The organism is Pedobacter sp. AJM (assembly GCF_002197755.1).
Classification (GTDB): Bacteria; Bacteroidota; Bacteroidia; order Sphingobacteriales; family Sphingobacteriaceae; genus Pedobacter.
Genome location: NZ_NHOT01000003.1, coordinates 517,706 through 532,788, shown reverse-complemented (window position 1 = coordinate 532,788; position 15,083 = coordinate 517,706). Strand labels below are relative to the sequence as shown.

Sequence of the window (15,083 nt, the reverse complement as noted above, 5' to 3'; positions counted from 1 at the left end):
ATTGTTAAATACAGCTTCTTTTTAGCTGAAATAATATTTAGGATGTTTTTTTCAACATCAGGGATATTGCAGATTTAAAATAGGAAATTTGCGCCTATTTATTTTATCATCGTGATCTTAACTTTACCTGAAATTATTCTGCTTTCCATATTGGCTTTTTGCCTTTTAGTTCAGCTTTATTTTGTTTTATTTGTGCACTTAAAGCTGGCTAATGCTACGGTAGAAGCAATACCGTCTACAGCCAGAAAGCCGCTCAGCTTAATTGTGTGTGCCAGAAATGAAATTAAAAATCTACGCGAGTACCTCTCCACCTTAATGACTCAAAACTATCCTGAATATGAAGTGGTAGTGGTGAACGATCGCTCCTGGGATGGAACAGAAGAGTTTCTGGAGGAAATGGAAAAAGTATATCCCAACCTGAAAGTGGTTAAAGTTTTGGATAACGATAAGTTTTTAGCCGGTAAAAAGTTCGCAGTGACCATGGGAATAAAGGCAGCAAAATATGAATGGCTTGTTTTTACAGATGCGGATTGCACCCCGGGATCAGATCAATGGTTGATGGATATGCAACAACCGGAAGATGATAACACTGAAATTGTTCTAGGCTATTCACCATACATAAAAAAGCGTGGTTTATTAAATGTCCTGATTCGTTTCGAGACATTCTTTACTGCTGTAAATTATCTTTCATTCGCTTTAAAAGGTATGCCTTATATGGGCGTTGGCCGGAATATGGCTTACAAAAAGTCGTTGTTTTTTAGAAGCAAAGGATTTGCGGCACACATGCATATCCCGTCTGGTGATGATGACTTGTTTGTAAATGCGAATGCTAAGCGACATAATACAGAGATTCGCATCCATCCAGATAGCCATGTATGGAGTGAACCCAATCGTACCTGGGGCGGATACCTTAGACAGAAAAAGCGCCACTTTGGAGCAGGTAAAATGTACAAGTCGAAACATAAGTTTATTTTAAGCCTGCAAATTATTTTTCAGTTTCTATTTTATGGCTTTTTTGTAGCGGGTATGTTTTTAAGCCGGGAAGCACAATATATAGCAGGGGGTATACTTTTACTGAGCATTATGATCAGGAGTTTAATTTATCCAAAGTTGTTGAAGCGGTTAAACTATAGCGATTTGCGTTGGTGGTTCCCGATATTAGATATACTTTTGTTCCTGTTTTTAACATTAAACGGATTTTTAGCCATGTTTGGCCGGAAAAAAGTGAATTGGAAATAGATTTAACTTATAAAAATTATCATATGGCTGACGTAAAACCAGATCTTGTTTTAAAATATTTTCCTGATTTGACAGCGAAACAAATTGATCAGTTTTCACAATTATTTGATCTGTATGTTTATTGGAACGCTCAAATTAATGTGATCTCCAGAAAGGATATTGAAGCGCTTTATGAACGTCACGTTTTGCATTCTCTGGGAATAGCAAAGGTTTGCACTTTTAGAGCCGGCGAATCTGTTTTAGATGTAGGCACCGGGGGAGGCTTTCCAGGCATTCCACTAGCCATTCTGTTTCCTGATACGCAGTTTTATCTGGTCGATTCTATTGGCAAGAAGATTAAAGTGGTGAAAGAAGTGGCTTCTGCTTTGGGGCTGGAAAACTTAAGGGCAGACCATCTAAGGGCAGAGCAAATCAAGGAAAAGTTCAACTTCGTGGTTTCTAGGGCAGTTACCCGTTTAGGTGAATTTTATCCATGGATTCAGGGAAAATTTAAAAAGGACGCTGTAAACGCCATTCCAAATGGAATTTTGTACTTAAAAGGTGGTGATTTGGATGAAGAGATCAAGGAGTCAAAACTGAAAGCAGAATTGTACCCGCTTTCAGCTTATTTTGAAGAAGATTTTTTTGAAACCAAATATGTGGTTTACATACCGCAATAAGGATTAAAGCCTTTCTTTCTTTTTAGGGTTATCCATCATCATCATTTTATCTTTTAATGATTGTTGAAGGCCTGACTGTGCATCTATATTTTTGACGACTTCTAATACCGTGTTTGCGGCATCGCTAAAGAACTGCCTTGTAATGGTTGAATACTCATCCGTAGCCTTGTGATAGTCTTTATGATCTTCTACACCGAAATAAAGAAATGGGATGTTTTTGGCATTGAATGCACCCTGATCACTTTGATTTGTCCAGTCATCGTGGCCAAGTTTCGGGTCATCATGACCTAAAATAACTTTAATGTCTTTTCTGGTTGTATCAACATATTTTTTTAGTGCGGGATACCTAAATGTACCGCAAACATAAAGTTCAGCTTTTTCACTATGGCCAATCATATCCATATTTAAATTTACAGCAATTGATGCGAGTGGTACAGGTGGATTGGCCACGAAGGCTTTGGCGCCTTGCAAGCCCATTTCCTCAGCATCAAATGAGGCAAAAATAATGGTACTATTGGGTTTGTTTTTTGAAAAATATGCTGCAATCTTAAGCAATCCTGCAGTTCCCGAAGCATTATCATCAGCACCATTAAAGACTTCATCCTTAAGCACACCCAAATGATCATAATGAGCAGAAACCACAATTATGTTTTTGCCTTTTCCAGGAATATAGCCAATTACATTGGTACCGTTGATCTTCGCCCCATTTCTGGAATTAAAGGTAAATTCCTGTGCGTAGTTCACATTTTGGGGATATGATTTTAATCCCAGTTTCTGAAAACGCTCAATGATATAGGCTCTTGCCATTTCCGCACCTTTGGTGCCGGTTTTTCTACCCTGATAGGCATCAGATGACAGGATTTCTACATCTTTAAGCAGTTGCACATCTAATTTTCCTGAGCCGGTTGTCGTTTGATTTTTAACCGATGAACAGCAGCTGAGCATCATGGCTAAAGGAATAATATAAAGGATTTTCATAGTTTATAATCATGAATTATTGCCAAAGCAACTTTAAAATGGATGGATACAACTTGAATTTTTCATCAGCGGATAACAAGGTAGCATTTTGCTGTATTGATGATGAAATAATTAATCTATCGAATGGATCTCTATGCTCATTTAATAATGGAATGTTGTTATAGTTAAAAATTGATGGGTTATCTATGGGTAAATAGGTAAAGCCATCTAATAATGCCTGATAGTAGATATCTTCTGCGGTTACAATGAAATGAGGAAGTTTACCTAGTGATTGTTTGATAGAAATTTCAAATAGACTAATTTGACTAAAGTAAATGAGGTTTTCTATGTTTTGAATAATATCTAGAATCTTTTTAGGGATTTTCGGATTGTTTTCCTGAAACCATAATAAACAATGTGTATCTAAAAGATAGTGATTAGATGCCATTACATATACTCTTTTAAATCTTCTAAAGGATCATTGAAATTATCCGGTATTGATATTTTACCTTTAAGTGCACCAGGAACTCTTTTCAAAAGCTGAGGTTTTTCATCCGTTAGAAAAGTTACTATAACATCAGTTTTAGACTGTACTGGTGCGGTTTCTTCTAAAATGATTTTCCCTTTTTCGTAATATCCTTTAATTGTAGCTAACATGTCCTTGTTGTTATTAAACAAATATACATTTTCGTTATTGCTATTCAAAAATCGATTGGCATATTGCTTCATCAGCTAGAAAGCTATCTTGCACAGACAGAAATATCAGGTTTTGCTTTAGTCTTTAACCTTAAGCTGCAACTTCCCTCAAATCTACCGCTACAACCCTGGAAACCCCTTGTTCAACCATGGTTACCCCATAAATGATATCTGTGCTGGCAATGGTACGCTTGTTATGTGAAACAATAATGAACTGCGACTGATCTGAGAATTTTCGGATTATATTGTTGAATTTATCAATGTTCGTATCATCTAACGGCGCATCAACCTCATCGAAAATACAGAAGGGAGCTGGTTTTAAAAGATATAATGAAAATAAAAGTGCCGTTGCAGTAAGTGTTTTTTCTCCGCCTGATAACTGGTTAATGGATAGCGGTCTTTTGCCTTTTGGACGGGCAATAATATCAATATCGGCCTCTAATGGATTATTGATATCAGATAAAATCAAATCGCAACTGTCTTCTTCATTAAAGAGTGAACGAAAAACAACTATAAAATGCTCCCGGGCCTGGGTAAAGGCCTGCATAAATTTTTCTTTGGCCGTATCGTCAATTTCTTTAATGGTTTGTAGCAGATCTGCTTTAGCCGTATTTAAGTCTTTTTTCTGATTTTGGATAAAGACATAACGTTCTTCCATTTCTTTAAATGCCTCCATTGCCATTGAATTTATGGCTCCAAATTCATCCAGCTGGCGTTTCATTTTTTCTACCTTCTGCCTGATTTCAAACTCACTTTCCAATGTTTCTATGGCAATTTCCGTTTCCAGGAGATCATTAATGTCGATGTTAAATTCTACCGCCAATCGCTCCTTTAATGAATTTAGATCTATCTTCAGGCTATTTTTTTTATCCTTGATTTCTGTTAATAAAAAATCTGTTTCTTCACGGTTTTTACGAATAACCGAAATGTTTCCTTCTAAATCATTGATGGTTCCTTTGCTTTCAAAATACTCTTTCTCAATGTCAGCAAGGCCTTTTTCCAGATCTTCACGTTGTTGATACATCTCTAAAAGCGTATCGTCACTTAAATCCGTATGCTGTAAAGTAGCGGTAATTTGCGTTAAGGTTTCCTGCAGTTCTTTGTCGTTTTGCGCTATTCTTTTATCCAGCGCTTCTTCCTGCACAAAGCGGTAATCCAAATCTTTTTCCAGGCCAGCCAGCTTGTTTTGCTGTTGGTGAAAGCGGATATTATCCTGGTTATATTTGCCGGCAGAATCATTGACCTGATCGGCAAGTTCCTGATAATTTAATTGCTGTTCCTGCAAGTTAAGGTGTTCCTGTTGTTGTTTTTGCTGCAATTCAACTAGCGTAGGTAACTTTTCCTGAAGCGATTTTTCAATAGACGCAATTTTTTGGGCAATATCTGTTTTCCGGTTTTCGCTGGTAGTAATAAATTCCTGGTATTGGTCGCGCCGGGTTTGAACTGAAATCTGCTCATTGCTTAAACGATTCAATTCCTGCTGTAAAGTATTAATTACATTAACTTTTGAAGCTTCTTTCAGACTGAAAATCTGATCATTTTCTGCCTTAATGACCGCAGTGTACTGATTAATTAAAGATTCGGAGACCTTAATTTCTTTGGCTAAATTCTCCAGGTTTTTAACACGTCCGATACGCTTTCCTTCAAATAAACCGACAGATCCACCAGATAACATAAATCTGCTTTGTGCATATTTTCCGTTTTTTGCGAGAATAGTCAGGCTTTCAGCTGGGCTTTCTCTGAAAATTTGGTCCTGCGCTGCAACAGCCAGATATACATTTTGTAACAGCAGGTTGCACAGGTTTTGGTACTTTTTATCAACATCGATAACTGAAAGTGCCGGAACTAATCCTTCCTGTGGTATTAAAACCGGGTTTTTGTCGGGGACATTTTCCAATATGAAAAAGTTTGCACGGCCGCGGCTGGAATCAGTCAGCAAATTAATAGCCTGAACCGCATCCGCATATTCATCAACCACATAATGGTTCATTACCGGTTCCAGATAATTTTCTATGGCGATCCGATAATCTTCATGACAAAACAAGATATCAGAGAGGAGTAGGGCACTTTTTGAAAAGCTGTTGTTTTTTTTAAGAAAACGAATCGATTCAGGATAACCTTCTAAACTCTCTACAAGAGATTTGGTTAGGTTATATTCATTTTGTTTAGCGTCTTTTTTACGGTTCTCGGCATTGAGTTTTTCTTTGTTTGACGCTAAGGTAATTTCTGATGCCGCTAATTTTTCTTTAAGGATTTCTTCAGCTTCTTTAAGCTGTTTGATGTTGCGCTGCTTTTCCAAAACCTGGATGTCGAGTTCTGCCAGGGCATGGTCAAAGGCTTTCAACTCCAGTGTTTTAGTTTCTGCATCCCCCTCATTTCTGTTGGTTTCCTGCACCAAAGCATCTTTTTGAATGTTAAGGATGTCGATTTCTTTTTGCGACTGGTAAACCTGATTTTGCAAATCATTTAGCGATTTGATTAGACGATCAGTCCTGTTTTTTTCGGTTTGTTGCTGCTCCCTTAGCGTGTCAAGTGTTGATTTTAATAATTTTAAATCAGCTTCTAAACGATTGAAAACCTCTGTTTCTGTTAAAACCTCTTCATTTAAACGCTTAATATTGTATTTGATATGGCTAAGTTGATTTTTGTCTTTTTCTAGCTCACCTGCTAAACGGGTTTCTTTTTCCTGCAAAAACCGCATTTGCTCATTCTTTATCTTCTTTTCACTTTCATAAGTACGGATTTTAGAGACCAGTTCATTGGTGGCCTTTTGTTGTACTGAAAGATTTCTCTCCTGATTGATACTGCCTAATTTAAGTTTTTGCAATTCGGCTTCCTGCTGATCGATTCTGGTGCTCAGTTCTGATCTGTTTACCTGCTGATTTTGTTCCTGAGTTTCTAATGCATCAAGGTCTGTGCGGAAAAAAGCAATTCTATGGGTGGCCAATTGAATGCTCAGTTCACGATACTGTTCTTTTAACTTATAATAACGCTCTGCTTTTCTGGCCTGACTTTCTAGTGTTTTTAAGTTCTTTTCAATTTCGAAAAGCAAATCTTCCACGCGTTCTAAATCTGCTTCAGTATCTTTTAATTTATTGAACGTTTGCTTCTTACGTAACTTGTATTTGGAAATGCCAGATGCCTCTTCGAATAAAGAACGGCGGCTATGCTCCTTATTGGTAATGATCTCATCTACCATTTTCAGCTCAATAATCGAATAGCTGTCTGATCCGATTCCCGTATCCAGAAATAAATCGGTAATATCTTTTAAACGGCATTGCACATCATTCAAGCGATACTCACTATCACCGTTTCGGTACAATTTTCGGGTAACAGTCACTTGAGAATAAGCTGTAGGAAGGATATTTTTTGTATTGTCAAAACTTAATGAAACCTCGGCCAGTTGTGCCTGTTTACGGTTTTTTGTACCATTAAAGATGATGTTTTCCATCTTTTCAGAACGTAAAGCTTTAGTGCTTTGCTCGCCCAAAACCCAGCGCATAGCATCAATTACGTTGGATTTTCCACAACCATTCGGACCAACAATAGCGGTAACACCCTCATTAAAATTGATGGTCACTTTGTCGCCAAAGCTCTTGAAACCCTTAATTTCTAATCTGGTAAGTTGCATGGTTTGTATTCGGGAGAACTCAACTCAATAATAAGGATAAATTTTGAAAATTTAGGATGGAAGTATAAAGTTTACAATGTGTTTTGATTATTTCAAAGGTAATTGTACAACTCAACATCCTCAATAAAATGTAAAAAGTCCTACAGTTAAAACATTCCAATCCAATTCTGAGTACTATTGATAGTTAAATTACAGTTTTGTATAAATTTTAATAATATACTGATATGGAATATAGAAGATTAGGTAAGTCTGGCCTACAGGTAAGTTCATTAGGTTTAGGAAGTTGGCTAACTTTTGGTGCTCAAATTAGCGATAAGGTGGCTGATGAACTGATGGGGATTGCTTACGATGCTGGTGTAAACTTTTTCGATAATGCTGAAGGTTATGCAGAAGGAAAATCTGAAATGGTGATGGGTAAAATTTTTAAAAGCCAGGGTTGGGAAAGAGATTCTTTTGTAGTATCGAGTAAAGTTTTCTTTGGGGCTGAAAATAAGGGACCAAATCAAATGGGCTTATCTCGTAAGCATGTAACAGAGGCTTGTCATGGCGCACTAAAGCGTTTGCAGGTTGATTATTTGGACTTATATTTTTGCCATAGACCGGATAAAAATACCCCAATTGAAGAAACAGTTTTAACCATGAATACCTTAATAGAACAAGGTAAGATTTTGTATTGGGGAACATCTGAGTGGAGCAGTGCTGAAATTACTGAAGCTATAGCTGTTGCAAAAGACTATAGAATAATTGGCCCTACAATGGAACAGCCACAATATAATTTGTTCGAAAGAAAGAAAATGGAAGATGACTTTTTGCTTCTTTTTCGCGATCATGGACTAGGAACAACGATTTGGTCTCCCCTAACATCCGGTTTACTATCCGGTAAATATACCAAAGGAGATGTAAAAGATACTCGTTTGGCTGATGTAAAATTAGGTTGGCTTAAAGAGAATGTGATGCAAGCCGATAGACTTCATAAAGTGGAGAAATTGCAAGAAGTTGCCGATAATCTTAATGTATCGTTAGCTAAATTCGCTCTGGCCTGGTGCTTAAAAAATCCAAATGTTAGTTCTGTCATTTTGGGTGCATCAAAAAGCGCACAGCTTAAAGAAAATTTAACCGCACTAGAAGTGGTTCCATTGTTAACCGATAAGGTAATGGAAAAAGTAGAAGAAATTATGGGCACGAAGCCAGTGTTGAGTCAGTTTTAAAAAAATGGGAGTAGTGATTTTTTAGTAAAACTACTACTCCCACTTTGGCGATTGTTAGTAAAGTGTATAACCCATGTTGCCAAGTATGCCTTAGAAGATTATTATTTGTCCTTTTCCATCATAGTTAAAAGACCAAGTTGTTGTACTTGCTGAACCCAAAATTTCATTGTAATAATGAATTTCAGTATATTTTCTATAATTATTTTTTGAAAGCGAACGGTAAAAAAACTCATCCAATAACTGTAATCTCTTAAAAGGATTAATAGAATTGTCATAGTCTTCAAAAGTTCTAATAATTCTTTCTCCTTTATTTATCCCATTTTGTTGTCTGAAATATTCTGACCTAATTAAATTTCCATTTATATCGTAATAAAATTTTTCTACGTATGTTAATATAAAGCTGTTCAGATCAGTTGAGACGTAAGGTAGATTAGGAAAAAAAGTTTTTATTTCAGTAATATGTTTATCCGAATAATTAAATGTCTGTTTTTTGAGCAAATAATTATTTTCATTAGGGATCTCTTTCTTTTCAATTTGATTCAGATCGTTTAGCGTAAAATATTTTGTATTTAATACTGCACTAAAATCAGCTGATGAAGAAAAGTCTTCTACAGTAACATTTTGGCCTGAATAAACTAATGTAGTGTATATTTTATCCGTAAACACTTTAACGTTACCTGATGAAATAGGGATTGTTAAATCACCTCCAATTTTTTTAATAAGTCTTGAATACGTATCATATTCAAAGTTAAATGTGAAGTCTGGATTATTATTGTATAGTGATGAACCCGGATAAAATACATTCGTCCTCATTTTCTTTATCAATGGCTCATTAAAGGGATCTTTTTGGATCGAATTCTCAGTTTTAGCGCAAGAAACTAGAAAAATTCCAATAAATAAAAATTTTATTATGTGTTTCACGTCTTTTATTTCATACTAACAGTTAGTTGTTAGGGTTTAAGAAGTATCTGGAAAAAGGGGCTAAATTTTAAACTATACATCTTTATATTTAAGAACTTTATTATTAATTTCTCACAATCATCAGCTTAGCGAACTTCAACAATAATTGTTTGTTTCCCAATCCCTGAAAAAATACCGTAGCCTTCACATCGGGTAAAGTACCTTCCAGACTGATGATTTTTCCGAAACCAAATTTCTCATGCTCCACTTCCATACCACCTTGAAATTCATGTGGCTGAGAAGGTGCAAATCCAGGCGTAGGTACGTGAGCTTTAGCCAACAGCGAGGTTGTTTTCGGGCGCGGCGGTGGGGCAGAGGTGGTACTTGCTGGCTTCGGTTTACTGTAAAAATCACGCGGTTGCGAAGTCCAGGTTTTACGCTCATCATCAAAATTACCTTCCAGAACATTGCTTTTGGCAGGTTTAACATCCAATTCTAAAAATCTTGGATTAATTTCATTAATAAAACGACTTGGCTCGCAATTGGTGAGGGTTCCCCATCGGTACCTGGATGTTGCGTAAGTGATGGTCAGTTTTACCTCTGCACGTGTGATGGCTACATAAAATAAGCGTCGCTCTTCTTCCAGGTCAGAACGGGAATTTACCGACATTTGAGATGGGAAAAGGTTTTCCTCCAAACCCACAATAAATACATTTTTGAACTCCAGCCCCTTTGCTGAGTGAATCGTCATTAATGAAACGGTGTCCTTGTTTTTATCGCCATCCTTATCATCATTGGTTAAGAGGGCCACATCCTGCATAAAAATATCCAGGCCTTTTTCCTCAATATCTTCCCGTTCTGCAAACTCTTTTATACCATTTAATAGCTCCTGGATATTTTCATATCTCGAACGGCCTTCTACACTATCATCCGTATACAGTTCCTTTAAAATCCCGGCATGTTGTGCAATAAACAAGGCAGAATCATAAGCGTCTAATTTTTTGGCTTCAGCCTGAAAGCTTTGAATCATCATAGAGAAATCATTCAGCTGGTTGGCTAAACGTCCGTCTACATATTGATGTGCATTGGAAATGACATCCCACATGGTAATATTATGTTGAGCAGCGGCTACGATAATTTTATCAATAGAGGTATCTCCAATTCCACGTTTTGGATAGTTGATGACCCTTTTAATGGCTTCTTCGTCCTTCGGATTAAAGGTTAAGCGGAAATAGGCAATTAAATCTTTAACCTCCTTGCGTTGATAGAAAGATTGTCCGCCATAAATTTTATAAGGGATGTTGAGCTTGCGTAAACCTTCCTCCATCGCCCTGCTTTGCGCATTTGTGCGGTATAAAATGGCAAAATCACTATGTTTATAGCCTTTTAAACCACGTTCCTGGATGATGGATTCTGCCACCAGTTTACCTTCTTCATTATCCGTAAAAGCACGCGAAACTTTAATTCTGTCGCCCTCAGCATTTTCAGAGAAAACATTTTTTTCCAGCTGATTTTTATTATTGGCGATGATGCTACTCGCGGCATCTACAATATTTTGAGTAGAGCGGTAGTTTTGCTCTAATTTATAAACTTTTAAATCCGGATAATCACGTTCAAAATTTAGAATATTCTGAATGTTTGCGCCACGGAAAGCATAAATACTCTGTGCATCGTCACCAACCACACAGATATTCTGATAAGCTGCAGCCAGTTTTTTTACAATGGTATATTGCGAAAAGTTTGTATCCTGGTACTCATCTACCATTAAATACCTGAATTTTTGCTGGTATTTGTTCAAAACTTCAGGATGTTCTTTCAATAGAATATTAGTCTTGAAGAGTAAATCGTCAAAATCCATGGCACCGGCACGGAAGCAACGTTTGGCATACTGCTCATAAATCTGACCAATCAGCGGACGTTTATTTTGAATGTCTTCTGCCTGAATCTGATCATTGGCCTGGTATTCGCCCCAGGAGATGAGGTTGTTTTTTGCAGAGGAAATTCTGCCGAAAACAAAGTTGGCAGCATATAATTTATCATCCAGCTGCATTTCTTTCAAAATGGCACGGATAACGCTTTTACTATCGTCGGTATCGTAAATGGTGAAGTTATTGGGATAGCCTATTTTTTCAGCCTCCACACGTAAAATCTTGGCGAAAACAGAGTGAAAGGTTCCCATCCAAATGTTTTTTGCCTCTGCGCCAACCACTTTCGAAATACGCTCACGCATATCCTTACTGGCTTTATTGGTAAAGGTTAGTACCAGGATGTTAAAAGGATCAGTTCCGGTTTGAATGAGGTGAGCAACCCTAAAGGTAATTACCCTGGTTTTGCCCGATCCGGCACCAGCAACAATCATTACCGGTCCTTTAGTGTTCTCTACTGCTGCTCTTTGCTGTGGGTTTAATCCTTCTAAATAATCCAAATCGGCTCCTGTATTTTTAAGGTTCAAAAATAACAATTTCATTTCTTTTTTGGATAGGTGTTGGTAATTATTAAAAAGTTCCACATCAGTAATGTAAGCTCATATTGAATATGAAATCTAAATCGTTAAATAAATTTTACTAATGATTTTCTTAATTATTTAGCCTGCTACTGTCAAGAAATTCCAACCATATGGAGATTCAAGCTCATATAGTTAAAAATGTTGTCAAGTACGCACCCTTATATGCTTCTTAGGGCTGGTTAGTATTGATAATGAATATTTTAATTTTCCAAAATGGATTGACGTTATGCCAAAATTACAGATCTCCCATTTGGGAATAGAATTTGATATGTTTTCGCTATGAACGAGAAGAAAATTAATAAAAACGTTGAGTTTACTGATGTGCCAGAAGGAGAGTCTACAGATATTTATGCCAATTTAAAAGAGAAACTGGAAAGTGTAGAACAGTTTCCGGGTGTTTACAATTTTAAATTTATTATAACAGGCGGATTGGATAAAGTAGATGAATTGCGCAAGATACTACCTGATGATGAATTTATTGAACAACCTTCGAAAACAGGTAAATATGTATCCATCACTGTAAAAAAACAAATGCAAAATGCAGATGAAGTTATTTCAATTTATAAACAATCGGCAACTATTAAAGGGATTATGGTACTTTAATGTATTTATTAGGAATGAGTGTACTTAATTAGTGGAATTTAACGAGCAACGATAAATTTTTTAGCCACATTATACTGGCCTGAATCAGATGTAATTTTGAAGATATAAATCCCCGGAACGAATGAAGTTGTATTAATTTCAAGTGTATGTTTCCCTGTATTTAAATATTCATTTATAACTGTTTTAACCAAACGACCCATTAGGTCAAAAACCTGAAGGTTGATCTTATCGGTTTCAGGTAAAACAATATCCAAATATGTTTGGGAAGCAGCAGGATTCGGGTAGTTTTGTGAAACCACAAACATTAAAAACTTATCAAATATCGCTTTGTTAATAGCATCAAATATCACATAACTGATCAACCTGTATCCTCTTGCGTTAGGGTGAAAGGCATCCTGATAAAGTGTAAAATCTCGTCTCATCGCGGCGTTTACATCAGCCAGATAAATTTTGTATTCAGTAGCCAAACGCCTGTAAATGGCATTTAATGCCCTGATGTTTGAATTGGATGTAGCTAAAGTGGGGTTATTACGGTCATCTACATTTTGCAGGGTACATAAAATAGGTACCAGCTTTTGCTTTAAGCTAATGGCAATTAACTGCCGCATATTTGCTTCTGTTTCTGCCAAGCTTCCTTTACCGCTGGTAATCGCAAGGGCATCATTGATACCCATTGAAATGACAATAAAACCTGTACGGTCTTTTACTGCATTATCTATCCGGAGCAATCCTTGTATAGTTGTTTGGCCACCAATACCGTGATTGGTAATGTCTACCACCTTATTGGTATAACAGTTTTCAAAATTACTCTTCAGCATCGCCTGAAAGCCAACTCCTTTTACCCCCTCTACAGTACTGGCCCCAAAAGTGACAATATTAATACTGTCTTTAGCATAAAACTGGGCCGCTTCAGGACAGCTTATACGAGATGGGTTTTGAGAATATGCAACTACGGAGATACCTAAAGAAAAAAGCAATAGCAGAAGGAAGATTAATCTTGTGCTAAATTTCATTACAAATGGCCATTCTGGTTGATTTTTAGATATCTAAATAATGGCGCAATTTACAAAAAAATGAATTAAAACGATTTTCTGAAGTAAAATTTTATCTGCCTGAAAATTCTAATTTTCAACAAGTTTAGCCTAAATAAATAAGATCAATATGTTTTAAAAAAAGCAGTACCAGAGGTGTATTGCCTAGTCCAATTTTTATATTCTCAGATTGCTTTTGGGTTAAAACCCTATATTTGTCTAAATTCATTTTGTTATGCAAGAGATTAAAAAATATGTAGAAACGCACAAGGAACGCTTTTTAGACGAGTTGTTTGAACTGTTGCGTTTCCCATCGGTTAGTGCAGATCCGAAGTATAAAGGCGATGTACTCAAAACGGCAGATTACGTGGCGCAAAAATTAAGAGATGCCGGTGCAGATCAAGTAGAAGTTTGTCCTACCGCTGGTTATCCGATTGTTTATGGCGAAAAAATAATTGACCCTTCATTGCCTACAGTTTTAATTTATGGCCATTATGATGTTCAACCTGCAGATCCGCTGGAACTTTGGCATACACCACCATTTGAACCTACTGTACGCGATGGCAAAATTTATGCTCGCGGTGCCTGCGATGATAAGGGTCAATTCTATATGCATGTAAAAGCTTTTGAATTGATGATGGAGACCAATACCCTGGCCTGCAATGTTAAATTTATGATTGAAGGTGAAGAGGAAGTTGGTTCTGCAAACCTTGGTATTTTTGTTAAAGAGAATGCTGATCGTTTAAAGGCAGATGTCGTTTTGATTTCGGATACTTCAATGATCAGCATGGAACATCCATCTATTGAGACTGGTTTGCGTGGTTTAGCTTACATGGAAGTGGAAGTTGTTGGTCCGAACCGTGATTTACACTCTGGTGTTTACGGAGGTGCTGTAGCTAACCCGGCCACTATTCTTTGTAAAATGATCGCTTCCCTGCATGATGAAAATAATCATATTACCATTCCTGCATTCTATGATCAGGTGGTAGAGTTGTCTGATGAAGAAAAGAAAGCATTAAATTCGGCCCCTTACGATGAAGCTGAATATACAAAGGATCTTGATATTGAAGAAGTTTGGGGTGAAAAAGGTTATTCTACTTTAGAACGGACAGGCACACGTCCAACTTTAGAAGTAAATGGAATATGGAGTGGTTATATTGGTGAAGGTGCAAAAACAGTATTACCAAGCAAGGCCAATGCTAAAATTTCTATGCGTTTGGTGCCTAATCAAAGTTCAGAAGAGATTGCAGATATTTTTACTAAACACTTTGAAAGCATTGCCCCTAAAAATGTAAAGGTAAAAGTAACACCTCACCATGGTGGCGAACCTGTAGTTACGCCAACAGACAGCATCGCTTACCAGGCTGCTGAAAAAGCGATAGAAGATAGCTTCGGTAAAAAAGCCATTCCAACACGTGGAGGTGGAAGCATTCCGATTGTGGCTTTATTCGAGGATGTGTTAGGCATTAAATCAGTGCTTTTTGGTTTTGGCCTGGATAGTGATGCTTTACACTCACCTAATGAAAAATACGACATTTACAACTACTATAAAGGCATAGAGACGCTACCTTTATTTCATAAATATTTTGCTGAGTTGAGTAAATAGGCTTAGCTATTTCAAAAATAATTTAATCCTTGTTTGGTAATTTCCAG

12 protein-coding genes are annotated in these 15,083 nt (G+C 36.8%); 5 read left to right on the top strand and 7 right to left on the bottom strand.

What is annotated here, in order from left to right; genetic code table 11:
• Positions 1-111: 111 nt before the first annotated feature.
• Entirely contained in the window at positions 112-1,239 is a 1,128-nt protein-coding gene (locus CBW18_RS08050; RefSeq protein WP_253248990.1) for a glycosyltransferase, read from the top strand.
• Between the two features lie 23 nt (positions 1,240-1,262).
• Positions 1,263-1,898 carry a 16S rRNA (guanine(527)-N(7))-methyltransferase RsmG gene (gene rsmG, locus CBW18_RS08045; protein WP_088301339.1) on the top strand — a complete coding sequence of 212 codons (636 nt, stop codon included), beginning with the start codon at positions 1,263-1,265 and terminating at the stop codon, positions 1,896-1,898.
• A 3-nt stretch (positions 1,899-1,901) separates the two neighbouring features.
• Here the strand turns inward: rsmG and CBW18_RS08040 are convergent, their stop codons facing one another.
• The 4 genes from CBW18_RS08040 to smc all read right to left on the bottom strand — a co-directional run bounded on the left by CBW18_RS08040 (position 1,902) and on the right by smc (position 7,182).
• Positions 1,902-2,876 (bottom strand): M28 family peptidase, encoded by a 975-nt coding sequence (locus tag CBW18_RS08040; RefSeq protein WP_088300785.1) that lies wholly within the window; start codon positions 2,874-2,876, stop codon positions 1,902-1,904.
• 16 nt (positions 2,877-2,892) lie between these two features.
• Positions 2,893-3,303 (bottom strand): type II toxin-antitoxin system VapC family toxin, encoded by a 411-nt coding sequence (locus tag CBW18_RS08035; protein WP_088300784.1) that lies wholly within the window; start codon positions 3,301-3,303, stop codon positions 2,893-2,895.
• Positions 3,303-3,512: a DUF2281 domain-containing protein gene (locus CBW18_RS08030; protein WP_088300783.1), complete on the bottom strand. Its 210-nt coding sequence runs from the start codon at positions 3,510-3,512 to the stop codon at positions 3,303-3,305. Before CBW18_RS08030 ends, CBW18_RS08035 begins: the two co-directional genes overlap by 1 nt.
• A gap of 130 nt (positions 3,513-3,642) precedes the next feature.
• The gene (gene smc / locus CBW18_RS08025) at positions 3,643-7,182 is read right to left on the bottom strand and encodes a chromosome segregation protein SMC (protein WP_088300782.1); all 3,540 of its coding nucleotides are present in this window, start codon (positions 7,180-7,182) and stop codon (positions 3,643-3,645) included.
• 224 nt (positions 7,183-7,406) lie between these two features.
• Between smc and CBW18_RS08020 the strand changes: the two genes are divergently transcribed.
• Positions 7,407-8,390 carry an aldo/keto reductase gene (locus tag CBW18_RS08020; protein ID WP_088300781.1) on the top strand — a complete coding sequence of 328 codons (984 nt, stop codon included), beginning with the start codon at positions 7,407-7,409 and terminating at the stop codon, positions 8,388-8,390.
• Between the two features lie 90 nt (positions 8,391-8,480).
• On the opposite strand, the gene CBW18_RS08015 is transcribed toward CBW18_RS08020, so the two are convergent.
• Together CBW18_RS08015 and CBW18_RS08010 are read right to left on the bottom strand one after the other, a co-directional pair.
• Positions 8,481-9,311, bottom strand: coding sequence for a hypothetical protein (locus tag CBW18_RS08015; RefSeq protein ID WP_140418647.1), 831 nt, complete (start codon positions 9,309-9,311; stop codon positions 8,481-8,483).
• Between the two features lie 103 nt (positions 9,312-9,414).
• Positions 9,415-11,715 (bottom strand): ATP-dependent helicase, encoded by a 2,301-nt coding sequence (locus CBW18_RS08010; RefSeq protein ID WP_088301338.1) that lies wholly within the window; start codon positions 11,713-11,715, stop codon positions 9,415-9,417.
• A gap of 360 nt (positions 11,716-12,075) precedes the next feature.
• Between CBW18_RS08010 and CBW18_RS08005 the strand changes: the two genes are divergently transcribed.
• Positions 12,076-12,399 (top strand): DUF493 family protein, encoded by a 324-nt coding sequence (locus tag CBW18_RS08005; protein WP_088300779.1) that lies wholly within the window; start codon positions 12,076-12,078, stop codon positions 12,397-12,399.
• A 38-nt stretch (positions 12,400-12,437) separates the two neighbouring features.
• On the opposite strand, the gene CBW18_RS08000 is transcribed toward CBW18_RS08005, so the two are convergent.
• Complete coding sequence (locus tag CBW18_RS08000) at positions 12,438-13,412, bottom strand: SGNH/GDSL hydrolase family protein (protein WP_088300778.1); 975 nt, start codon at positions 13,410-13,412, stop codon at positions 12,438-12,440.
• Positions 13,413-13,665: 253 nt separating this feature from the next.
• On the opposite strand from CBW18_RS08000, the gene CBW18_RS07995 reads away from it, so the two are divergent.
• Positions 13,666-15,036 (top strand): dipeptidase, encoded by a 1,371-nt coding sequence (locus CBW18_RS07995; protein WP_088300777.1) that lies wholly within the window; start codon positions 13,666-13,668, stop codon positions 15,034-15,036.
• Positions 15,037-15,083: the final 47 nt, after the last annotated feature.